This is a genomic window from Tsukamurella ocularis, assembly GCF_024807615.1.
GTDB lineage: Bacteria > Actinomycetota > Actinomycetes > Mycobacteriales > Mycobacteriaceae > Tsukamurella > Tsukamurella ocularis.
Genome location: NZ_JANUCJ010000001.1, coordinates 872,361 through 894,609, shown reverse-complemented (window position 1 = coordinate 894,609; position 22,249 = coordinate 872,361). Strand labels below are relative to the sequence as shown.

21 protein-coding genes are annotated in these 22,249 nt (G+C 69.6%); 5 read left to right on the top strand and 16 right to left on the bottom strand.

Annotated elements, in window-relative coordinates:
* Nucleotides 1-391 precede the first annotated feature (391 nt).
* Together HNP44_RS04485 and HNP44_RS04480 are read right to left on the bottom strand one after the other, a co-directional pair.
* Complete coding sequence (locus HNP44_RS04485; protein WP_259141265.1) at nucleotides 392-1,228, bottom strand: CPBP family intramembrane glutamic endopeptidase; 837 nt, start codon at nucleotides 1,226-1,228, stop codon at nucleotides 392-394.
* Nucleotides 1,229-1,329: 101 nt separating this feature from the next.
* Nucleotides 1,330-2,820 carry an aldehyde dehydrogenase family protein gene (locus HNP44_RS04480; protein ID WP_259141266.1) on the bottom strand — a complete coding sequence of 497 codons (1,491 nt, stop codon included), beginning with the start codon at nucleotides 2,818-2,820 and terminating at the stop codon, nucleotides 1,330-1,332.
* Nucleotides 2,821-2,898: 78 nt separating this feature from the next.
* Here HNP44_RS04480 and HNP44_RS04475 point away from each other — a divergent pair, with 78 nt between their 5' ends.
* From HNP44_RS04475 to HNP44_RS04465, 3 genes are all read left to right on the top strand, one after another.
* Nucleotides 2,899-3,888 carry an NAD(P)H-dependent flavin oxidoreductase gene (locus tag HNP44_RS04475; protein ID WP_259141267.1) on the top strand — a complete coding sequence of 330 codons (990 nt, stop codon included), beginning with the start codon at nucleotides 2,899-2,901 and terminating at the stop codon, nucleotides 3,886-3,888.
* Nucleotides 3,885-4,646 (top strand): enoyl-CoA hydratase-related protein, encoded by a 762-nt coding sequence (locus HNP44_RS04470; protein ID WP_259141268.1) that lies wholly within the window; start codon nucleotides 3,885-3,887, stop codon nucleotides 4,644-4,646. Before HNP44_RS04475 ends, HNP44_RS04470 begins: the two co-directional genes overlap by 4 nt.
* Nucleotides 4,647-4,756: 110 nt before the next feature.
* Entirely contained in the window at nucleotides 4,757-5,272 is a 516-nt protein-coding gene (locus tag HNP44_RS04465; protein WP_259141269.1) for a DUF805 domain-containing protein, read from the top strand.
* Nucleotides 5,273-5,360: 88 nt separating this feature from the next.
* On the opposite strand, the gene HNP44_RS04460 is transcribed toward HNP44_RS04465, so the two are convergent.
* Together HNP44_RS04460 and HNP44_RS04455 are read right to left on the bottom strand one after the other, a co-directional pair.
* Nucleotides 5,361-7,532 (bottom strand): 3-hydroxyacyl-CoA dehydrogenase NAD-binding domain-containing protein, encoded by a 2,172-nt coding sequence (locus HNP44_RS04460; protein WP_259141270.1) that lies wholly within the window; start codon nucleotides 7,530-7,532, stop codon nucleotides 5,361-5,363.
* A gap of 33 nt (nucleotides 7,533-7,565) precedes the next feature.
* The gene (locus HNP44_RS04455) at nucleotides 7,566-8,780 is read right to left on the bottom strand and encodes an acetyl-CoA C-acetyltransferase (protein ID WP_259141686.1); all 1,215 of its coding nucleotides are present in this window, start codon (nucleotides 8,778-8,780) and stop codon (nucleotides 7,566-7,568) included.
* Between the two features lie 107 nt (nucleotides 8,781-8,887).
* Here HNP44_RS04455 and HNP44_RS04450 point away from each other — a divergent pair, with 107 nt between their 5' ends.
* Nucleotides 8,888-10,471 (top strand): AMP-binding protein, encoded by a 1,584-nt coding sequence (locus HNP44_RS04450; protein ID WP_259141271.1) that lies wholly within the window; start codon nucleotides 8,888-8,890, stop codon nucleotides 10,469-10,471.
* 101 nt (nucleotides 10,472-10,572) lie between these two features.
* Here HNP44_RS04450 and HNP44_RS04445 read toward each other — a convergent pair whose 3' ends face one another.
* Nucleotides 10,573-11,505, bottom strand: a complete 933-nt coding sequence (locus HNP44_RS04445; protein WP_259141272.1) for an oxygenase MpaB family protein — start codon at nucleotides 11,503-11,505, stop codon at nucleotides 10,573-10,575.
* A gap of 128 nt (nucleotides 11,506-11,633) precedes the next feature.
* Between HNP44_RS04445 and HNP44_RS04440 the strand changes: the two genes are divergently transcribed.
* Nucleotides 11,634-12,818 (top strand): TetR/AcrR family transcriptional regulator, encoded by a 1,185-nt coding sequence (locus HNP44_RS04440; protein ID WP_259141273.1) that lies wholly within the window; start codon nucleotides 11,634-11,636, stop codon nucleotides 12,816-12,818.
* Between the two features lie 48 nt (nucleotides 12,819-12,866).
* Here HNP44_RS04440 and HNP44_RS04435 read toward each other — a convergent pair whose 3' ends face one another.
* The 11 genes from HNP44_RS04435 to HNP44_RS04385 are packed head-to-tail and all read right to left on the bottom strand — an operon-like array spanning nucleotide 12,867 to nucleotide 22,158.
* Nucleotides 12,867-13,784 carry an oxygenase MpaB family protein gene (locus tag HNP44_RS04435; protein ID WP_259141274.1) on the bottom strand — a complete coding sequence of 306 codons (918 nt, stop codon included), beginning with the start codon at nucleotides 13,782-13,784 and terminating at the stop codon, nucleotides 12,867-12,869.
* A gap of 10 nt (nucleotides 13,785-13,794) precedes the next feature.
* Nucleotides 13,795-13,989: a hypothetical protein gene (locus HNP44_RS04430; protein WP_259141275.1), complete on the bottom strand. Its 195-nt coding sequence runs from the start codon at nucleotides 13,987-13,989 to the stop codon at nucleotides 13,795-13,797.
* A complete protein-coding gene (locus HNP44_RS04425; protein ID WP_259141276.1) occupies nucleotides 13,989-14,204 on the bottom strand; it encodes a hypothetical protein in 216 nt (71 codons plus the stop codon). Before HNP44_RS04425 ends, HNP44_RS04430 begins: the two co-directional genes overlap by 1 nt.
* A gap of 16 nt (nucleotides 14,205-14,220) precedes the next feature.
* Nucleotides 14,221-14,955, bottom strand: a complete 735-nt coding sequence (locus tag HNP44_RS04420; RefSeq protein ID WP_259141278.1) for a hypothetical protein — start codon at nucleotides 14,953-14,955, stop codon at nucleotides 14,221-14,223.
* Between the two features lie 14 nt (nucleotides 14,956-14,969).
* Complete coding sequence (locus HNP44_RS04415; protein ID WP_259141279.1) at nucleotides 14,970-15,929, bottom strand: MlaD family protein; 960 nt, start codon at nucleotides 15,927-15,929, stop codon at nucleotides 14,970-14,972.
* Nucleotides 15,926-16,969 carry an MlaD family protein gene (locus HNP44_RS04410; protein ID WP_259141280.1) on the bottom strand — a complete coding sequence of 348 codons (1,044 nt, stop codon included), beginning with the start codon at nucleotides 16,967-16,969 and terminating at the stop codon, nucleotides 15,926-15,928. The genes HNP44_RS04415 and HNP44_RS04410 overlap by 4 nt, the downstream gene beginning before the upstream one ends.
* Nucleotides 16,966-18,075 (bottom strand): MlaD family protein, encoded by a 1,110-nt coding sequence (locus HNP44_RS04405; RefSeq protein WP_259141281.1) that lies wholly within the window; start codon nucleotides 18,073-18,075, stop codon nucleotides 16,966-16,968. The genes HNP44_RS04410 and HNP44_RS04405 overlap by 4 nt, the downstream gene beginning before the upstream one ends.
* The gene (locus HNP44_RS04400) at nucleotides 18,075-19,139 is read right to left on the bottom strand and encodes an MlaD family protein (RefSeq protein WP_259141282.1); all 1,065 of its coding nucleotides are present in this window, start codon (nucleotides 19,137-19,139) and stop codon (nucleotides 18,075-18,077) included. Before HNP44_RS04400 ends, HNP44_RS04405 begins: the two co-directional genes overlap by 1 nt.
* A complete protein-coding gene (locus HNP44_RS04395) occupies nucleotides 19,127-20,146 on the bottom strand; it encodes an MlaD family protein (protein ID WP_259141283.1) in 1,020 nt (339 codons plus the stop codon). Before HNP44_RS04395 ends, HNP44_RS04400 begins: the two co-directional genes overlap by 13 nt.
* A gap of 1 nt (nucleotide 20,147) precedes the next feature.
* On the bottom strand, nucleotides 20,148-21,263 hold the full coding sequence (locus tag HNP44_RS04390) for an MCE family protein (protein ID WP_259141687.1): 1,116 nt from the start codon (nucleotides 21,261-21,263) through the stop codon (nucleotides 20,148-20,150).
* A gap of 37 nt (nucleotides 21,264-21,300) precedes the next feature.
* Nucleotides 21,301-22,158 (bottom strand): ABC transporter permease, encoded by an 858-nt coding sequence (locus HNP44_RS04385; RefSeq protein ID WP_259141284.1) that lies wholly within the window; start codon nucleotides 22,156-22,158, stop codon nucleotides 21,301-21,303.
* Nucleotides 22,159-22,249: the final 91 nt, after the last annotated feature.

Genomic DNA, 22,249 nt, shown 5'->3' with positions numbered 1-22,249 from the left:
GGAACTCGGCATCGTTGTGCGCGCCGATCGCGCCGATCCAGAACAGCAGTCCGCTGAGCACGGGGTACTCGATGGCGCCGCCCTGTAGCTTGCCGTCGCCGTCGATCCAGCCGGTCAGGTACGGGAAGATGTGGTTGTTGACCTCCCGGCCGGTCCACAGGAACTGGATGTCGGAGTAGCAGATCCGGCCGGGCGTCGACGCGAAGCCCTCGGAGCGGCCGAGCTCGTCGAAGGGCGTGCCGGTGCACTGGGCCTTGATCTGGTAGCCGATGACGAGCGCTGCAACGGTGAGACCGAGCACGGTCCACGCCACCCGATCTGGGCGGAAGCTGGGCCGGGACATGCGCCCCACCCTATCTGTCTGCGCGGACGGCCCAGGTCGACGGTGCCGTCACGATCCGGACGTGAGGAACTGCAGCGGGTTCGCGTTCCATACGCCGTGGATCACCAACAACGGCCACATCACGCGGTATCGCAGCCACAGGAATCCCAGGAACAGTCCGCTCACGCCTTGGTTCGCGAGCACGTTGCTCGCGTCGAGCGGCAGGTCGCCGGTGCCCTGGATGGCCATGTGCCAGGATGCCCACACCACCGCGGAGAGCGCGACGGCCGCCCACGGCCCGAGCAGCGCGCGCCAGCGGGCGAGCAGCCAGCGCCGGTAGAAGACCTCCTCGAGCAGCGCGTTGATCGCGAACCCGACGAGCAGCAGGAGCGCCGCGTCGAGCAGCGGCACCCCGGCGAGGAAGTTCCCGCCCCGATCGTTCAGCGCCAGGTACACCGCCAGGTAGGCGATCACCGCGGGCAGCGGCGTCCACCCGGCCCGCGCCGTCGGGTCCGGCCACCTCCGGCCCCACCGCCGGTCGAGTGCGAAGACGGCGGCCGGCACCATGAGCAGCAGCCCGAGCTTGAGCGCCGTGTACTTCGGCTCCTCGGGGCCGAGCACGATGAGCGCCGCGGCGAAGGCGACGCCGCAGGCCAGCAGTATCCAGGCTTGGCGCCGGGGGTCCGACGGTGCCTGCGTCCCGTCCGCCGCCGTGCCGCGGGCGGGGACGGAGAGCGCCACCAGCAGGCCAGCGGCCACCGGTGCCCAGGGCTGCCACCACGGGATCGTGTCCATCGAGTCGGCGGTGTATCGGAGGCCGCGCCCGGTCGTCGCGGCCACCAGTGTGGATCCGCCGATCGCGCCGATGCCGAGCGCCGCTGTCGCCGGACCCGCCCACGCCCTCACATTCCCACCGTACGGGGGCGTCCGTTTCGAAACCGGCCTCCGGAGCAGCGACGCCGCGAATACGTCGCCGCGACCTCGTTGAAGCGCGGTTTCAGAACGGATCAGCGTCCGTAGACGTGCTTGAGCATCATCCGCACGGTGTTCATGTCGCGCTCCTTGCGGGTGAACGAGAGCAGGTCCATCGGCAGCGCGAACTTCTGTGCGGCGACGGACTGCGGCCTGCTGAACTCGCGGAGCCCGTCGGCGCCGTGGATCCGGCCGAAGCCGGAGTCGCCGATGCCACCGAAGGGCAGCGCGGGCACGGAGGCGAAGGACAGGAACGAGTTCACGGCGACGGCGCCCGTGCGCAGCCGGCGGGCCAGCTCCTGGCCGCGGGTGAGGCTCTTCGTCATGATCGCGGCGGAGAGTCCGTAGGTGCTGTCGTTGGCCTTGGCGATCGCCTCGTCGATGTCCTGGACGCGGGTGACCACGACCGTGGGGCCGAAGGTCTCCTCGGTGACGGCGGTCGAATCGTCCGGCACGTCGACGAGGAGCACGGGCTGGACGGTACGCTCGCCGACCGACTCCCGGCCGCCGACGAGGGCGCGTCCACCGCGGTTGAGCGCGTCGTCGATGTGCGAGGCGATGATCTGCAGCTGCTTGGGCATGGTCGCGGGGCCGTAGTCGACGCCGTCGGACTCGCCGCCGTGGATCTCGCGGGACGCGGCGGCCAGCTTGTCGACGAACTCGTCGTACCGGTCGGCGACGACGTACACCCGCTCGACGCCGGCGCAGGTCTGCCCGCCGTTGCCGTAGGCGCCGAACGCCGCGGCCTTGACGGCGCCGTCGATGTCCGCGTCGGCGTCCACGATCATCGCGTCCTTGCCGCCGCCCTCGATCGTGACGGGGGTGAGCGTCTCGGCGCAGGTGGCCATGACGGTGCGCGCGGTGCGGGCCGAGCCGGTGAACGCCAGCTTGTCGACGCCCGCGCGACAGAGCGCGGCGCCGGTGTCGCCGTAGCCGTGTACCACCTGGAGCACGGGCTGGCCGGGGCACGCGGCGGCCCATGTGTCGGCGAGGAACTGGCCGACGGCCGGCGTCAGCTCGCTGGGCTTGAAGACGATCGCGTTGCCCGCGGCGAGGGCGTACGAGATCGAGCCCATCGGGGTGTAGACGGGGTAGTTCCAGGGCCCGATCACGCCGATCACCCCGGACGGGCGGTGCTCGACGGTGGCGGTCAGGTTGGCGCCCATCATGCCGGTGCCGACCTTGCGGCGGCCGAGCACCTTCTCGGCGTTCTTCGCGGCCCAGTCCAGGTGCACGATCGCGAGCATGACCTCCAGGAGCGCGTCGTCGTGCGGCTTCCCGGTCTCCGCGGCGATGACGCCGGCCAGCTCCTCGGAGCGGCGCGCGAGCTCGCCGCGGAAGCGCAGCAGCCAGTTGCGGCGGGCCTTGGGCTCGAGGCCGCCCCACCACGTCGCGGCGCCCCGCGCTGCGTCGACGGCCTCGATGACGGCCACCGCGTCGGCGACGGGGAAGCGGGCCACCTCCGCGCCGGTGCGCGGGTCGGTCGAGATCAGGTCGCCGGTCGCGGTCTTCGACGGTGCGGTCATGACGGTCCTCCAGGATCGGAACAGGTATCTGCTCGATATGTTAGAGACTGTTCTCTCATCTGTGCTAGCTTTCGGAGCATGTTCTCCACGCGCTTCACCGAGCAGTTCGGCGTCCGGTACCCGATCGTCCAGGGCGGCATGATGTGGGTGGGCCGAGCCCGCCTCGCCGCCGCCGTCTCCGAGGCCGGCGGCCTCGGGATCCTCACGGCGCTCACCCAGCCCTCGCCGCAGGACCTGCGCGAGGAGATCGCGCGCACGCGCGAGCTCACTGCGAGCCCCTTCGGCGTGAACCTCACGGTGCTGCCGACGATCGACCCGCCGCCCTACGACGAGTACCTGCGCGCTGCGGTCGAATCGGGGATCAAGATCATCGAGACCGCCGGCTCCAACCCGGCGAAGTTCCTGCCGTACCTCAAGGACAACGGCGTCAAGGTGATCCACAAGTGCACCAGCGTCCGGCACGCGCTCAAGGCGCAAGCCATCGGCGTCGACGCGGTCTCCATCGACGGCTTCGAGTGCGCGGGCCACCCCGGCGAGGACGACATCCCCGGCCTGGTGCTGATCCCCGCCGCAGCCGACGCGCTGGACATCCCCATCCTCGCCTCCGGCGGCATCGCCGACGCCCGCGGCCTGGTCGCCGCGATCGCGCTCGGCGCCGACGGCATCAACATGGGCAGCCGCTTCCTGTGCACCGTCGAATCGCCGATCGCGCCCGAGGTCAAGGCCCAGATCGTCGCGAACTCCGAGCTGGACACGAAGCTCATCTTCCGCACGCTCGGCAACACCGCCCGCGTCGCGAAGAACTCGGTCTCCGTCGAGGTCGTCGAGACCGAGGCGCAGGGCTGCGAATTCGAGGACATCCGGCACCTCGTCGCGGGTGCCCGCGGCCGCAAGGTCTTCGAGGACGGCGACGTGGAGGCCGGCATCTGGAGCGTCGGCCTGTGCCAGGGCCTGATTCGGGACGTCCCGACGTGCGCGCAGCTCATCGAGCGGATGATCGCCGAGGGCGGCTCCATCATCGAGCGGCGACTCGCGCCGCTGGCCAAGGTCGCGGAGGGCGTGGCATGAGCGAGGACTTCCGGCGCGTCGCCGAGGGCGGCGTCCTGACGGTGACCATCGCCCGCCCGCAGCGAATGAACGCGTTCGGGATCCGCGCCGCGTGGGAGCTGGCGCGCATCGTCGAGGAGGCCGACGCCGATGCGGCGGTTCGCGTCCTCGTGGTGACCGGCGAGGGCCGCGCCTTCTCCACCGGCGCCGACCTGGCCGGGGAGGCCGCGGAGCCGCAGGAGGCCCTCGAAGCCGTCAACGCCTACATCCGCGCCATCATCGGGGCCTCGATCCCGGTGATCGCCAAGGTGAACGGGCCCTGCGCGGGCATGGCGGTGGGCCTCGCGCTGTCGGCCGATCTCACGTTCGTCGCCGACACTGCGTACTTCCTGCTGCCCTTCGTGGGCATCGGACTGCTGCCCGACGCGGGCACCACCGCGCTCGTGCCCGCCGCCATCGGGCGCACGCGCGCGATGGGAATGGCATTGCTGGGCAACCGGATCTACGGCCCGGAGGCGCTCGCCTCGGGCATGATCACCGCCGTCCACCCGGCGGACGAGCTCGACGGTGCCGTCGCCGCGGCCGCCGCGCAGCTCGCGTCCGGCCCGCGGGAGGCGATCGCCGCCACCAAGCGCGCCGTCAACGCCTCCACCCTCGCCGGACTCGACGACGCCCTGCGCCGCGAGACCGAATCGCAGGTCATCCTGCTCAAGACCGACGACCACCGCGAGGGCGTCGACGCCATGCTCAACAAGCGCCCCGCCCGCTTCACCGACTGACGGCTTCTGATCAACCCCAGGTGATGTAAAGCATATTGCACGTTCATCTTATGGCACTCTAAGTTTTTCCCCGACGGTCGTACAGCGGCCGAGTGACCAGGGGGAATCACATGACGGACCATTACCAACACCAGCACCAGTACCAAGCACCAGTGATTGGGATGCGCAATCCCGACGATCTGACACGGCCGCTCTACGGCGCGAGTTTCGGCGAAGCGACCAAACGCCTCTTCAAGTCGGCGTTCCGCTACCGAGGCCGGGCCTCGCAGAGCGAGTACTGGTGGACCTGGCTGCTGTACGTGATCCTCTTCGTCGCCGTCTTCGCCTGCAGCCTGATCGGCGGTGCCCTCGAGAACACCGCTCCGGTGCTCTCGTGGATCTTCCTCTGCCTCGCGATCGCCGGGTTGCTTCTCGGCCTCGCGATGGGGGTGGCGAACATCGCGCTCAGCGTCCGCCGTCTGCACGACGCGAACGCCTCGGGTTGGTGGTACCTACTGGTCTGCGTTGTGGGAATCGTCCCGATGATCGGCGCAGTGGGTCCGATCGTGATCGGCGTGCTGGCGAGCAATCCTGCCGGAATCCGGTTCGACCAGCGGGATCCTTCGGTGCAGTCGGCGCAGGTCTAGCGGTCCGCCGAAACGCGGACATGGCGAAGGGCCCGGCACCGTCGAACGACGGTGCCGGGCCCTTCGCGCTACGGCCTAGCGGCGCGTCCTACTCGTAGGTCTCGCCGGCCTCGGCCTTGGCGACCAGGGAGGCGGGCGGGGTGAACTGCGCGCCGTACTTGGTCAGCTCCTGCGCACGGGCGACGAAGGCCTTCGGGCCGATGGTGCCGTCGGGAGCGGTGTAGCCGTTGATGAACTGCAGCACGCCGCCGGTCCACGCGGGGAAGCCGATGCCGAAGATCGAGCCGATGTTCGCGTCGGCGACGGAGTCCATGACTCCCTCGTCGAAGCAGCGCACCGTCTCCAGCGACTCGGCGAAGAGCATCCGGTCGATCATGTCCTGCAGTGGGATGTCCTTGCCACCCGGGAACAGGTCCTTCAGGCCCGGCCACAGGCCGGTGCGCTTGCCGTCCACGTAGTCGTAGAAGCCAGCGCCGTCCTTGCGGCCGGTGCGGCCCGCGTCCACCATCGCGTCGACCACGGCGTCGCTGCCGTGCGCGGGCAGCGGCGTGCCAGCGGCCTCGGCGGCGGCGCGGCTCTCCTTGCGGATCTTCTGCGGCAGGGTGAGCGTCAGCTCGTCCATGAGCTGCAGTGGTGCGGCCGGGTAGCCGGCCTGCTGGCCCGCCTGCTCGATGAGCACCGGGTTCACGCCCTCGCCCACGGCCGCGATCGCCTCGTTAACGAAGGTGCCGATCACGCGGGAGGTGAAGAAGCCGCGCGAGTCGTTGACCACGATCGGCGTCTTCTTGATCTGCAGCGTGTAGTCGATGACCTTGGCCAGCACCGCATCCGAGGTCTTGGCGCCGCGGATGATCTCGACCAGTGGCATCTTGTCCACGGGGGAGAAGAAGTGGATGCCGATGAAGTCCTCGGAGCGCTTGACGCCCTCGGCGAGGATGGTGATCGGCAGGGTGGAGGTGTTGGAGCCGAGGATGGCGTCGGGCTCGACGATGTCCTCGATCTCCTGGAAGACCTTGTGCTTGACCTCGACGGATTCGAACGCGGCCTCGATCACGAGGTCGACGCCCGCGAAGTCGGCAGGGTCGACGGTGGGCGTGATGCGGGCGAGTAGCTCCGCCGACTTCTCGGCGGTGGTGCGGCCCTTGGCCAGCGCCTTCTCCTCGAGCTTCTCGGAGTAGGCCTTGCCGCGCTTGGCGGCGTCGAGGTCGATGTCCTTGAGGACGACCTCGATGCCGGCCTTGGCGGAGACGTACGCGATGGCCGCGCCCATCATGCCGGCGCCGATGACGCCGACCTTCTTGGCGGTGTACTTGTCGTAGCCGTCGGGGCGCGAGCCGCCGCCGTTGATGTGCTGCAGGTCGAAGAAGAACGCCTCGATCATGTTCTTCGAGACCTGGCCGGTGGCGAGCGAGACGAAGTAGCGGCCCTCGATCACGCTGGCGGTGTCGAAGTCCACCATCGCGCCCTCGACCGCGGCGGCCATGATGGCGCGGGGCGCCGGCATCGGGGCTCCCTTGAGCTGCTTGCGCAGGTTCGCGGGGAAGGCGGGCAGGTTCGCGGCGATCGCGGGGGAGCTCGGCGCGCCGCCGGGGATCTTGTAGCCCTTGACGTCCCAGGGCTGCACGCCGCCCTCGGGATTGGCCTTGATCCATGCCTTCGCGGCCGGGACCAGCTCCTCGACGGTGCCGACGACCTCGTGGACCAGGCCCACCTCCTTGGCCTTCGCGGGCTTCATGCGCGGGCCCTGCAGCAGGACGCCCATGAGCGCGCCCTGCAGCCCGAGCAGCCGCACGGTGCGGGTCACGCCGCCGCCGCCGGGGAGCAGGCCCAGGGTGACCTCGGGGAGGCCGATCTGCGAGCCGCGCGCATCTGCAGCGATGCGGTGGTGCGTGGCCAGTGCGATCTCGAGTCCGCCGCCCAGGGCGGCGCCGTTGATCGCGGAGACCACGGGCTTGCCGAGGGTCTCGAGGCGGCGCAGCGCGGCCTTCATCGACTCGACGTTGTCCCGCAGCGTCGCGGCGTCCTCGGGGCGGGCCTGGCGGATCAGGCCCAGGTTGCCGCCGGCGAAGAAGGTCTTCTTCGCCGAGGTGAGCACGACGCCGGTGAGGGAGTCCTTCTCGGCCTCCAGGCGGTCGATGGTGGCGCCCATCGACTCGCGGTACAGGTCGTTCATGGTGTTCGCGGAGCTGGTGGGGTCGTCCATCGTCAGCACGACGATGCCGTCGGCGTCCTGTTCCCAGCGGATCATGTTCTCAGCCATGTCTATTGTTGTCTCCGTAGTCTTTCCGGCCGGTCAGAGGCGCTCGATGATGGTGGCGATGCCCATGCCGCCACCGACGCACAGGGTCATCAGGCCGTAGCGGCCGCCGGTGCGCTCGAGGTTGTCGAGCACCGTCGAGACCAGCATCGCGCCGGTCGCGCCGAGGGGGTGGCCGAGCGCGATGGCGCCGCCCAGCGGGTTCACCTGCTCGCGCTCGAGCTTCATGTCCTTCATCCACCGCAGCACGACGGACGCGAAGGCTTCGTTGAGCTCCCAGTGGTCGATCTGCTCCTTCGACAGGCCCGCCTTGGCGAGGACCTTCTCGGTGGCCGGCGTCGGGCCGGTGAGCATGATGGTGGGCTCCGAGCCCGTGACCGCGGTGGCGACGATGCGACCGCGCGGGGTCAGGCCGGCCTTCTTCCCGCCGGCCTCGTTGCCGATCAGCAGCAGGGCGGCACCGTCGACGATGCCCGAGCTGTTGCCGCCCGTGTGGACGTGGTTGATCTTCGGCACGGTGTAGTACTTCTGCAGCGCGACGGCGTCGAAACCGCCCATCTCGCCGATGCCGTCGAAGGCCGGACGCAGCTTGCCGAGGCCGTCGATGGTGGTGCCGGGGCGGCGGTGCTCGTCGTTGTCGAGCACCGTCAGGCCGTTGATGTCCTTGACGGGCACGACGGACTTGGCGAACCAGCCGTTCTCCCACGCGGCCGCGGCGTTGGCCTGCGACTGCACGGCGTACTGGTCGACGTCCTCGCGGGTGTAGCCGTCGATCGACGCGATCAGGTCGGCGCCGATGCCCTGCGGCACGAAGTAGGTGTCGTAGTTGGTGGTGACGTCCTGGTGCATGGCACCGCCGTCGGAGCCGAGCGGCACGCGCGACATGGACTCCACGCCGCCGGCGAGGACCAGGTCGTCGCCCAGGCCCGCGGCGACCTTCTGGGCCGCCATGTTGGTGGCCTCGAGCCCCGAGGCGCAGAAGCGGTTGATCTGCACGCCGGCGACGGTCTCGGGCAGGCCGGCGACGGTGGCAGCGGTGCGGGCGATATCGCCACCCTGCTCGCCCACGGGGGAAACCACGCCGAGCACGATGTCGTCGATCGCCGACGGGTCCATGGTGGGGTAGCGGTTCTTGAGCTCGTCGATCAGGCCGACCACCAGGTCCAGGGGCTTGGTGGCGTGCAGGGCGCCGCCTCGCTGCTTGCCGCGCGGCGTGCGGATCGCCTCGTAGATGAATGCTTCGGGCACGATGTTCCTTCCATGGGTACTGTCTCGGGGAATGTCACAAGTGAATCACTATTCTTTAACTTTGCGCGATTCGGCTCCCGTCGAACATGTTCTAGAACACAATCGCATACATGACGTCTCTTGAGAACATCGCCTGGTTCCCGCGTACGGAGGAACCCCGCAGTTCGCAGCGCAACACCTGGAACAACAGTGTCCGCAACCACGCCGTCATGCGCGGCGATCAGGTGGCCCTGCGGTACCTCGACAACGAGGTCACCTGGGCGGGCCTCGCGGAGCGGGTCGGGGCCTTCGCCGGCGCACTGCGCGAGCGCGGCATCGGTGCGGGCGATCGCGTGCTGATCCTCGGCCTCAATCGCATCGAGTACGTCGAGGCGGCGCTGGGCGTCACGGCGCTCGGCGCGATAGCGGTCCCGGTCAACTTCCGAATGGCGCCGCCCGAGGTGGCCTTCCTGGTCCAGGACACGATGTGCAGCGCCGTCGTTTACGAGGCGCTTTTCGACCCGCTCATCGCGGGTGTCGCCGGGACCGGCGCCGAGTTCGGCCTGCGCATCCGGTTCGACGGTGCTGATGAGGCTGCGGGTGCCCTGGGCTTCGAGGACCTGGTCGCGGAGGGGCGGCCCGATCCCCACGTCGACGTCCCCGAGGATTCGCCGGCGCTGATCATGTACACATCGGGCACCACCGGCCGCCCCAAGGGAGCGGTGCTCACCCATGTCAACATGACCGCGCAGGGGTGGACGAACCTCGTCGCGCCGGGCGTCGTCGACGCCGACGCCGTGGGCGCCGTCGCCGTCCCCCTGTTCCACATCGCCGGCTTCGGCGTGCTCGCGACGGCCTTCCTGCAGGGCCTGACCTCGGTGATCTTCCCGCTCGGCGCGTTCGACCCGGCGCAGACCCTGGACGCGCTGGAGCGCGAGGGCATCACCAGCATGTTCATGGTGCCGATGCAGTGGCAGCTCGCGGTGAACGAACAGAAGGCGCGCCCGCGCAATCTCAAGCTCAAGTTCGTGTGGTGGGGCGCCGCGCCCGCCAGTGAGACCCTGCTCCGCGAGCTCGCCGCCACGTTCCCCGACGCCGAGATCTGCGCCGTCTTCGGCCAGACCGAGATGTCGCCCGTCACCTGCGCGCTCTCGGGCGCCGATGCCTTGCGCAAGTTCGGTTCCGTCGGCAAGGTGGTGCGCACCGTCGCGGCCCGGGTCATCGACTCCGAGGGCAATGATGTGCCGCGCGGCGGGGTGGGCGAGATCGTCTACCGCGGCCCGAACATGATGTCGGGCTACTGGAACAACCTCGAGGCCACGAAGGAGGCCTTCCACGGCGGCTGGTTCCACTCGGGTGACCTCGTCCGCATGGACGAGGAGGGATTCGTCTACGTCGTCGACCGTGCCAAGGACATGGTCATCTCGGGCGGCGAGAACATCTACTCGGTCGAGGTGGAGAACGCCGTCGCGGCGCACCCCGACGTCACCGAAGTGGCCGTGATCGGCAAGCCGGACGAGCGCTTCGGCGAAGCGGTCGTCGCGGTGGTGCAGTTGCGTGACGGCGCTGAGCTCACCGTCGACGCGCTGTCGGAGTTCCTCAACGACCACATCGCCCGCTACAAGCACCCGCGCCACCTGGTCGTGATCGAGGCCCTGCCGCGCAACCCCACGGGCAAGGTCACCAAGCCGGTTCTTCGCCAGCAGTTCGGCTGACGGTTCTTCCCGCCCGACGGTGCCGGCCCCGTCGGGCGGGTGCCGGGGACGAGGAAGCCGGGCCCTCCGAGCGAGGGCCCGGCTTCGTCGTGCGTGCAGGATTAGACCAGCGTGCGGCCGAGCCGCGCGCGCAGGCGCAGGTCGGCCAGCAGCAGGTGGTACGGCAGGCGCCGGAGCGCGAGCGGCGTGAAGCGGTTGCTGAACGCGACCAGCCGCCAGAAGGCGTCGAACCGGCGCTGATCGCGCGCGGTCCACTCGATCTCCATGGCCTCCCGGAACTTCGGCGCGAGGAAGCCCGCGTTCTGGAACCGGTTGAAGGCCTTGACCGGTGTGGGCAGGTTGCCGACGAAGGTGAAGTCCACCAGCTGGCGCAGGTAGGTGCGCGCCGTCTCGTCGGGGTTGATCCGCGTGGCGCACAGCTCGACCCACTTCGCGTCGAACTCCTCCGGCGTCGTGGGCCACAGGTCGGCGGGCACCTGCAGCGTGGTGCCCAGCGGCGCGGCGTCGCGGTAGAACAGAGCGCGCTGCTCGCGGTTCATGCGGCCGCGGAGCAGTTGGTGCGTGTCCTCGTAGCCGATGTAGAGGCACATCGCGACCCACAGCTGCAGGCCCCGGTCCATCGCGTTGTACTTGACCGGGCTCGCTGCGGTGCTGCGGACCTGACGGTGTGCGGAGTTGACCGCCTCGCGATACCGGGCCTTGTCCTGCGGGGTGCCCAGTACCGCGACGGCGAGGTAGCTGATCGTGGTGCGGGTGCGCTTGACGGGATGCTTGTACAGCGAGCCGGAGTCGACCGGCGACTCCATCACGCCGTAGGCGACGGGCTTGTTCACGAGCTGCATGACCACGTTGGCGGCCCCCGCCGCGAGCGAGGTGACGTCCATGGCGTCCGACAGCACGGTGAGGACGTGAGCAGGCCGCGCGGGCGCGGATATCGTGATGCGGTAGCCCTCGGCCACCGGATCGACGGGGCGCGACAGTGCGGCGTTCGCCGCCGGCACGCTCGCGATGTTCGGCTCGGCGCTCGTGGTCATGAGCGGTCCTCTCAGATCTTGCACCGAATCGGTGTGTGAATGTTCACTTACTTATAGGGTTGACGGTACACCGCGGAAGGGTTCCAGACAGTGAGTACTCTCGATGCGGACGGTGAAGAGGAGTAGACGTGACACAGGCGCGGCGGAAGCGGCCCAAGGACCGGCGCGAGCAGATCGCGCGGGTCGCTGCTGAGGACTTCTCCCGGCGCGGCTATCACGGCGTCGGGATCGAGGAGATCGCCGCGTCGCTCGACATCAGTGGGCCCGCCGTCTACCGGCACTTCCCCAACAAGTACGCGCTACTCGAGCACGCCATCACCTCCGCCTCCGATGCGCTGTGCCACGCCGTCGACGATGCGGCCGAGGCCACGGCGGGAAAGGCGCCGGGGGAGCGCGTCGACGCGATCATCGAGGCCGCCCTGGGCGTCTCTTTCGAGCGCCGCAACACCGGAGGACTGTTCCGGTGGGAGCAGCGTCTCCTCGAGGGCGAAGACAGGGCACGGATCCGGGAGCAGCTCACCGAGATGATCGGCACCGTCGCCGATGCCGCGCAGCCCGCGCTCCCGGGCGTGGACCGGAGCGAGGTCGACCTGCGCAGCGTGGCCCTGATCAGCGTGACCGGCAGCGTCACCGCGCACCGGACGGTGTTGGCGCAGAAGCGAGCCGAGGTCGTGCTCACCGCGGCCGCGCGGCAGGTGCTGGCGCTGCCCGCGCCGCGGGTGCCCTACACGGTCGCACCGCCGGTCGAGCCCGCGCCGGAGGCGGGTCGCCAGGAGCAGGTGCTGGTCGAGGCGATCGAGCAGATCTTCCAGCACGGCTTCCACAACGTGAGCATGGGACAGATCGGGCGCGCCGCGGGCATCGTCCCGTCGGGCATGTACCGCTACTTCCCGAGCAAGGCCGGCATCCTGGTGAGCGCCCTCGATCAAGCAGCAGACGGCGTCGCGGGGGCGATCGCCGAGGTCTCCACCTCGGTGCAGGATCCCGCGGACCGGCTCGCCGCGCTCGCGCAGGCCTACGTGCAGCTGTCCTTCCTGCGATCGAAGCTGATGACCGTCTATTTCCGCGAGATCGGCAACGTCCCGGACGCCGACCGCAGCCGGCTTGCGGGGATCCAGCGGGCCAACATCGCAGCATTCGCCGATGCGGTCGTGGCGGTCCGGCCCGAGCTCAGCGCCGCCGAGGCGGTCTTCCTCGTGCACGCGGCCTTCGCCGTGGTCTTCGACGTGGGCCGCACGCGTCGCTTCGATACCGACCCGGAGTTCCAGGCCGAGGTGTACGCCCTGGTCTGCGCGGTGCTCTTCCCCGGCTGAGCGGAGCCGTTGCGGGGCCCGGGTCCCAGACCGGGGTCCCGGTCCGGGTCAGACGAGGGGCTTGCCCGCGCTCATCCGCAGCCGCAGGTCGACCATGAGCGAGCGGGTCGGCCCGAACCGCAGGAACCGTGGGATGAACCGGTTGACGAGGGCGACGAACGCGAAGAGGTTGTCGAACCGGCGCTGATCGGCCGCGCTCCACTCGACCTGCATCTGCTCGCGGAAATACGGGGCGAGGAATCCGGCCGTCAGGAACTTCAGCAGGCCGCCGAAGACGATGCGCATGGGCAGGTTGATCATCCGCAGATTCAGCAGGTCGTCGACGTACGCCGCCACGGGCTCGTCGAGCCGCGCCTCGGCGCAAGCCCGGACCCAGTACTCGTCGAACTCGGCGCGTGTGGCCGGCCACATGTCGCGCGGCACCTGCAGGGTGGTGCCGAGCGTCGCGCAGGACTGATAGAAGCTCTCGGCCTGGTTGTCGGGGAGCCTCCCGTTGAGCATCTGGTACGTGTCCTCGAAGCCGACGAAGAGGCAGGAGGCGACCCAGAGCTGCAGGTTCCGGTCGAAGGCGTTGTACTTCACCGCGGCTCCGGGCCGGGACTTCACCTGGCGATGCGCGACGTTGACCGCCTCGCGGTACGCCTCCTTCTCCTGTTCGGTGCCGAGGATCGCGACCGCGAGGTACTGGGTCGTGGTGCGTGCCCGCTTCCAGGGGCGCTTCATCAGCGCGCCGCTGTCCACCGTCGATTCCACGACGCCGTGCCCGACACCCGGGCTCATCATCTGCATCGCGACGTTCGCGGCGGCGCCGGCGAACCCCCAGAGGTCGAGGGCGTCGGTGACCGCGAGATCCCGACTGGTGTACCGACGGTGGGTGGCGGGGATGGTGATCCGGGTGCACTCGAGGGTGAGCGGCGCACCGTCGGACGAGCCGACGTCGCCGACGGGGCTGGACGAGCCTGACATGGGGGTGCTCCTATCGGGTCGGCGGCAGGGTGGCGAGGTAGTCGTTGAGGCGGATCAGCCCCACGACCACGACGGCGACGGCCGCGAGAACGGCGGCGAGGAGAAGGAGCCACGCCGCGAAGCGGACCACGGCGGGCGCCTTCTGCCGGCCGCCGAGGATCTTCACGTACTGGACCACCACGTCGATGATCCGCACCAGGGCCATCACTGCATCGTCACGTTCGAGAAGAGGAGCACGGGCCAGCAGACGATGGCGCCGAGAAACGAGATGATGCGGTCGATCCCGGTGAGATCCCCGAGGTGGTCCATGTGGGTGAGCGACCAGATGAGGCCGATGATCCCGTAGGGGATGCCGACGAGGATCAGGAAGCCGATGAACTCCGAGACCTTCATCTCGTAGTCCAGGAAGCGCTGCAGCATCGTTCGTCCTTCGGAGTCAGTTGGGGGTGCCCGACGGTGCGGGCAGCGCGGGCATGGTGGGGGTGGGTGGCTGCGGGGTGGCCGAGGCCGACGGGTTCGCGGTCGGGGCAGAGCCCCCGCCGACGCCGCTGAGTACGGCGTTGGGGTTCGCGGGATCGCCGGCCTCCGTGATGATCCAGTCGCGGTTCCGGTCCAGGCTCACCGAGTAGGTGCTCGTGCTGACAGTGCCCTGCGGGGCCTGGACGTTCTGCGAGGAGACGTCGACGGCGACCTTCACCTGGTAGATGCCGTTCACCTCGGAGGTGGTCTTGGCGAAAGACGCTCGCCCCGTGGAGGTCAGCCGCAGCGGCGTGACCACCTCCCGCATCAGGTCGAGGATGGAGTCGAATTTCTTCGCCAGTTCCGGTGTCACCCCGGCCTTCACGCCGTTGAGCCACGGGGTCAGGTCGCGGTAGTCCATCGTCGCCGCCTTCACGGCGTAATCGGAGGCTATCTGCTCCGCGCGCGCCCGGTCGGCGGCCTCCTGGCGCTCGGTGCCCAGCGTGCGGGTCTGCAGGTAGAGCAGTACCGAGGCGACGATGAGGGCCACGACCACGACCGTCGCGAGGACGGTGCGCACCGTGCCCGACGGTGACCGCCGCGTCGGCTCCGCGCTCTCCGGGCGCACCTTCTTCCGGGCGCCGGCGGTGCCGCGGGGGTCGGTCTCCGGTGTGCCGGCGGCGGCTTCGTCGGGATCGTGCTCCTGCGCCATGTGGTCCTCTCGAGTCAGGGGCGGGGAAGGGTCAGGGTGACGCGGGCGGCACCGTCGGTGCCGGCGACCTGCAGGGCGTTCGACAGGAGCGTGCTGAGATCGATCTGCGGCACCGTGCGATTGAGCGCCGAGAAGATCGAGATGAACGGGCCGCCGGTGGTGGCGAGTGCGGGGAGCAGCTCGTCGAGGTAGGGCTTGAGCCGCTTGAGGAACGGGTCGATGGTGTTCACGAACGGGTCGGGTGCGTTGAGCGTCAGCACCATCCGCTGCACGGCCTGCACCGCGCTGAGCACCACGTTCGCGGTGTTCTGGAACTCGGCGCCGAGCCGCTGCACGGCGTTCGCGGTCCAGTCCAGATCCGCCGAGTAGACCTGGGTGTTGGCGAACATGCTGCGGATCGCGGGCATCCGGCTGAGCACCGTCGAACTGAGTAGCTGACCGGCCCGGCTCAGTGTGGTCAGGTCGTCATCGCGGCCCGACGTTGCCTGCCAGGCTGTCTTCACGATCCCGCCGAGCGCCCCGGTGTCGGCCGTGCGGTTGAGCGCGGCGAGCGCTTCGAAGACGTCGCTGACGGACCGGGACTGGGAGACCGCGGTCGCCGGAATCTCGCTGCCGGAGGTGAAGACGGCGCCGCCGGACGAGCGGGGTGCGAACTCCACGTACGGCTCGCTGAGCGCGCTGAGCTGCTCGACTGACAGGGCGGAGTCGACGGGGATCCGGTACTCCGCCGGGTACCTGAGGGCGATCCGCACGCCGTCGGTCGACGGCTCCACGCCGGTCACATCACCGATCCGGACGCCGCGCAGGAGGATGGGCGTGCCGGCTGACAGCTGTCCGGTGTGCGCGAGCTTGAGCGAGAGCGTCGTGTACGTTACGCCCGGCCGCAGTCCCATGTAGCCGACGAGGAGGATGAAGAGTCCGACCAGGAGGACGACGGTGAACGTGATCGCGTTCGCAAGGACTTCCTTCTTCATCGGACTGCCCCGATCATGCGCATCGCGCGGAGCGCCTGCTCCGCCTTCTCGGCCGTCGGCACCGCGGGGCCGTCGGACACCTTGACGACGTTCACCTTGGGGCCGTGCTCCACCCACGGGATGATCTTGTCCCGGAACAGGTTGCGCAGGTTGATGAGGTTGTCCGGGCGGGTGGCGCCCACGGGCCGGTCGAGGAGCAGGAGCGGGCTGATCACCTGTGTGAAGAGTGCGGCGAGATCACGGATGCCGGGCGTCAGGGGCGCCGCATTCGTGAGCAGCGGGGCCAGCGAGGCGAAGACCTCCGTGACCCGGGCGGTCTCGGAGATGACGCCCCAGCGCCGGAGGCCCTCCGGAGCGAGGTACTCGCTGAGCATCCCGTGTTCGGCGGCGATCGTGCCGGTGACCCCGACGACGGAGCGGAGCGCAGTGTCCAGCGAGCTCGTGTCGTTGGCCCAGGCCATGATCGTGGATGCCAGGTTGTCGGTGATCTTGCGGGTGCGCGCGGGATCGTCGGGGAAGGCACCGTCGATCCGCTGCACCGTGTTGCCGAGCTGGGAGACGCCGCCGCTGCCGAGGAAGCCCGAGAGGCTGGTCATGAGGTCCTCGACGTGGTCCGGCGGGCGGCTCTGCGCGAGCGGGATGAGCCCGCCGGCCCGCAGCGGCTGCGCGGTCGAGGTGGGCGCCGAGACGAGGGCGATGTAGACGTCGCCGAGCAGGGTGTCCTGCCGCAGTTCGGCGTTGGTGTCCGCGGGGATGCTGGCCGGCTCGCTGATGGTGAGGGTCGCGACCGCGCGGTCCCCGTCGAGCCGCACCGACTCCATCCGTCCGACGGACCGGCCGTTGAACCGGACCTGCGCCTGGTCGGGCAGGTTCAGGGCGTTGGAGAACTCCACGCGCAGTGGCCATCCCGAGGTGGACCAGGTGGTCGGGTCGGGCAGCGTCGAGGGGCTCGCCCGGAGGACGCCGACGACGCCGAGCGCGAGGACGACCAGCAGGAGCAGGCCGCGGGAGATGCGGCCACGTAGAGTCGGGCGGTTCATCGGGCGGCTCCCGTCCCGCGGAGGATGGCCGAGATCAGGTCGACGTCGATGTGGCCGGGGTCGACGACCTTGCACTGGCCCGGCGCGATCCGGTTGACGTTCGCGCAGGTCAGTTCCGGGTTCCGCGCGACCATCTTCGTCGACGGCGGAGTGAAGACGACTTTGAGTCCCAGGGTGCGCTGATCGAAGGAGACGTTGAAGGCGTCGATCAGCGGCGGAAGGAAGCCGAGGAGGTCGCCCCAGTTCTTGACACCGGCGCTGACCAGTCGCGACGCCGGGATCACGGTGTCGAGGATGGGCCACAGGTTGTGGCCGTAGTGGGAGATCAGGTCGCGCAGGAGCTTTCCGAGCGGGATCAGGGCCTCGGCGAGGGTCTCGGTGGTCTTCGCGGTGGGGACGATGATGTCGGCGAGACCGTCGGGGGCGGTGACGAGGAGCTGCTTGAGCGGGTTCCAGTTCGAGGTCATGCCGCCGGTGAGAGAGGAGATCGAATCGAGGCTGCGGCCCACGTCGCCGATGCCGGGGCCGGGGTCGTCGAGCAGCGTGGCGAGGCTCTCGATGACGCCGTTGACGTCGGGCCCGGTGCCGTCGACCGCCGCCGCGAGGGAGGTCAACGAATCCTGCACCTGCTTGGCCTGTTCGGGGCCGCCGCCCGTGGTGAGTTTCGCCGCTGCGTCGCCGATGGAACTGAGGCTGCGGCTCAGCGACTGCGGGGTCTTGGTGTCGGTCAAGCATTTCCCGGCCTGCAGCGCAGGCCCCTTCGTGGCACCGTCGACGAGGGCGAGTTGGCGGGAGGCGATCAGCGACGCGGCGACGGTGACCGCCCCGGTGCTCGCACTCACGGACTGGTCGCCGTCGACGTCGAACTCGACCCGCGCCGCGGTGCTGTCGGGACTGACGGCCGTGACCTTGCCGATCGGCACGCCGAGCCGGGTCACGGGGTTGCCGACGTAGAGGCCGATCGCGTCGGGCATGAGCGCGCAGTACCGCGCCTGCGCCTTGTCGGGGGTGCGCGCGACGTAGAGGGCCGCCGCGATGATCGACCCGACCACCGTGATCGCGATCGCAGTGACCAGCCATTTCGAGCCCAGGATCTTGGAGATCATCAGCACGGAGCCCCTTCCAGCGGGATGCAGTACTGGGACGAGATCGTGGGAACGGAGCCGTCGAGGACGATGGTGCCGTCCGGCTTCACCGAGGACTGGATCCGCCCAAGGAGGGCCATCGCGTCGTCGATCATCTTCTGGTACTTGACGAGAAGCCCGCTGATCTGGCCGGACATGAGGTTGAACTGGGCCTCCATGGAGGCGAGATTCTCCTGGTAGAAGTTCGCCGGCGGGATGATCCGCTTGAGCACCAGGTCGAGCGAGCGCATGAAGCGCTGGTAGCCGGCGACGTTCAGCCGCGCGGTGGAGAAGTAGATGTTCATGTCGCGCATCGCCTGCGTGAGCACGTCGCCGTTGCGGTCGATGGCGGCCGAGTACTCCGAGAGGGTCTGCACGAAGCCACCGACCTCGTCCTTCTGCGTCGAGATGCTCTGCACCACGCCCTGCAGGGTGGACAGGAGTTCCTTCATCTGCCCGGGCTTGCCACTGGTCGCCCGCTGGATCTGGGCCAGCGACTCCCGCAGCGGCGTCGGGTCGATCGCGCGGATCTTCGGATCGGCCTGCTGGAAGGTCTCCACCAGGCTGTAGGGGATCCGCACGCGCGCCGGGGGGATCGCGGTCGCACCCAGCGGCGTGGTGCCGATCGAGTCGATGTCGACGAAGTAGCCACCGACGCCGGTCAGCATCTTCACCGCGACCCGGGACTGATCGCCGATGTGCACTTTCTTCGTGACGCGGAGACCGACGTTCACGTGGCCGCCCTCCAGTGCCACCCGTTCGACGGAGCCGACCGAGACACCGGCCACGCGGACGTCGTCGCCCGGGCGGACCATACCGGCCTCGGGGAAGTTCGCGGTGTAGGTGGTGGTACCGAGGGGCCGGACCGCGAGGACCGAGCTGGCGATCATCAGCACCAGAGCGAGCGCCACACCGAGGACGCCGAAGGTGAGCTGACGGTTCTTCGAACTCGGCTGCGCCCAAGCCTCTTCGAGGCCGGAGGCCAACTTCGTCGCGAGCCCGCAGCCGTCGCGGAGCAGGGGCACGAGCAGGTTCAGCGCTTGCACAGCGTCACCTTCGATCCGCGGAGGAAGACGAGGACACCGGCGGGCAGCTGCGCCTCGCCGCGGCTGCAGCCGGTGTCCCCACCGGCGGAGGGGACCTGCTGCTGGGTCAGATTCGCGAACAGGCCCGGGAGCAGTGCGGCGAGGTCGACGAGGCTCTGCAGGCGCGGTATTTCCGGACGGGCGAGTTCGAGGAGCGAGCTGCCGGCGGGTTGCAGTCCCGCTCCCCGCAGCAGCGAGTCGGCCGCGGCCATGAGCTCGGCGCCTTGGTCGGACAGGACTTTCGTCGATGGCGCCGCGTTCCGCAGGACCTCGCCGATGCCCTTCAGGTAGCCGATCACGGTGGGCAGGGAACCGGACTTCCCACCGAGGCTGTCGTTGATCGCCTTGAGGTTGCCGACCAGGGTCTGGAGGAGGGCCGAGCGGTCGTTGGTGAACCTGCCGAGCGTCTGGAGGGCGTCGAGCAGCGGACCGAGCCCGGAACCGTCGCCTTCGACGACGGCCGCGATCGACTGTGCGAGGTGGTTGATCTGATCCGGCTGCATCGCGGCGAGAACCGGCTGCAGGCCGTTGAAGATCGTTGTCACGTCGAAGGACGGCACCGTCCGGCCGGTGTCGATCGTGGACCCCGGCGCGACCGCTGCCGCCTGCGCTGCGCTCGGCGAGAGGTCCAGGTACCGCAGGCCGGTCAGGTTCTGGAACCGGATCGACAGGGTGGTGGCGGTGGTGATCCGCTGGTCGCGGTTGACGGTGAAGTCGACCCGGGCGAGCGTGCCGCGCGCGGCATCGTCCTGGTCGAGGGCGACGTCGCGGACCTTCCCGACCTGGACGCCGAGTAGTCGCACGTCGTCGCCGGAGCGGAGGCCGGAGGCATTGGTGAACATGGCCGCGTACGCCGTCTGCGCCGCCTGGGCCGGACGCGTGAGCGCACGCACGGTGAACGCCCCGCCGACGGCGATGAGGACGACGAAGATCAGGAGCAGGGTTCCGGGATTGCGGGCGGTGCGCACGTCAGCGGCCCTTCGTCGTGGTCCGCGTGGTGGCGGAGGCCGGCGTGGTGGTGGTCGGCGTTGTCGCGCCGGTCGTCCGCCTGGGCGGCGTGGGCTTGCCCGGGGGCGTCACGGAGAGCTGGGGCGCGGGCGGCAACATCGAGGCGATGGCGGGGAACTGTTGGAACGTGACGTCGAGGTTCAGCACGGGGCCGGAACCGTTGTCCGGCATCGACCGTCGGATCCGTTCGATGAGTTCCTCGAGCTGGCGTCCGTTGCGGGCGGCCTCGGGGAAGCTCGTCACGGCCCGGGTCGAGAGTTCGCGGATGGGTACCAGCACCTCCGTGAGTGCGGCGACGTTGGGCGCACTGAGCAGGGCCGCCAGCGCCGGGGAGAAGTCGTAGGCGAAGGCGTCGATGGTGGCTTTCTGGCGTTCCGGGTAGCCCGGGGCGTCCGGGCCGGTCCAGGACCAGAGCGCGCGGAGCCCGGGCAGCATCCGCTTGACGGACGTGTCCAGTGCGCCGAGTGTCGCGGCGATCGTCGGCAGCGTCTCAGCGGTCGGGATCCGTTGGGTGTCGGCGTTCGCCTCCGCGATGGCGCCGACCGCCCCGAGGAAGGGCAGGAACTGCCGGGTGGCCGTGTCCATCTGCGCGATGAGCTGCGCCATGTGCGGACGGAAGCTCTCGCGCTCCATCGTGCTCAGTGACCGGAGCAGGGACGCCATCGTGCCGTCGTCGGGGGCCGAGAGCGGCTCCCAGGAGGCGCCCGAGGCGAGGGTCCGGCCGCCGCGTCCCGGGGTGAGCGCGACGACGGTGATGCCGAAGGTGTTGCCCGGGGCGAAGGCCACCTTGACGGCATCGGTGATCAGATCGTCGGCGGCGCCGTTGAATTGCATCCCCACGCCGAGTCTGCCGGCTCCGCGGTCGACGACGTCGGTGACCGCGCCGACGCGGAGGCCGTCCATCTCGACGGCGGTACCCGGCCCGACGCCGGGCGCGACGCTGCGCACGACGAGGGTGAGGGTCTTCGGGGGCGCGGTCACGACCGCACGCACCGCCCAGATCGCGGTGATGGTGAGGAGCGCCGCAAGGACCGCGGCCACGCCGCGCCGCAGGAGGACGGGGCCGGGCGTCATCATGCCCGTCACCGGTGAAGGCCATCGCGTCGTCATGCCGTCACCCCCGGAAGACCAGTTCGCTGCTGGCGCCCCAGATGCTGAGGGTCATCAGCATGTCGAGCACCACGATGGCGACCATCGAGGCCCGGACGGCGCGGCCCGACGCCACGCCCACGCCCTCGGGGCCGCCCCCGGCGAAGAAGCCCTGATAGCAGTGGATGAGGATCACAGCACAGATGAAGACGATCACCTTGGCGATGGAGGCGATGAGGTCGGCGGGGGAGAGGAACTGCTGGAAGTAGTGCTCGTAGGTGCCGGCCGCGTCGCCCTGCGCCAGCGTGACGATCGTGCTGCTGGCGAAGAAGCTCACGATGATCGCGATGAGGAAGATCGGCACGATCGCGACGATGCCGGCGATCATGCGCGTGCTGACCACAAAGGAGATCGAGCGGAGGCCGAGCGCCTCCAGCGCGTCGATTTCTTCGGTGATCCGCATGGCGCCGATCTCGGCGGTCATGCGACAGCCGGCCTGGACGGCGAAGCCGGCGGCGGCGAGGATCGGCGCGAACTCGCGGGTGTTGGCGAGCGCGGCGATGACGCCCGTGAGCGGGCCCATCCCGAGTAGGTCGAGGGAGGCGAAGGCCTGGATCGCCACGGTGCCGCCGACGGCGAGACCCAGGACGACCATCATCAGCGACGTGCCTCCGCCGACGATCACGGCGCCGCGGCCCCACGTGAGGTCGGTGATGGTGCGGACTGTCTGCTTGGGGTAGTTCCGGAGCGCGTGGGGGATGAGCGCGACCGAGGAGACGACGAACGAGACCATCTGGCCGAGGCGGGCCAGGGCTCCACGCAGCGAATCGGTCAGCCGTCCGACGGTGCGAAGGCCCTTCGGGCGGTAGGGGGCGATGGTCATCCGGTCAGCCGACTCTCGTGCGGGACGTAGAGGATTGTGCGTGGAGGTGCATGGTCAGCCCACCCTCGTGCGGGACGTAGAGGGTCGTACG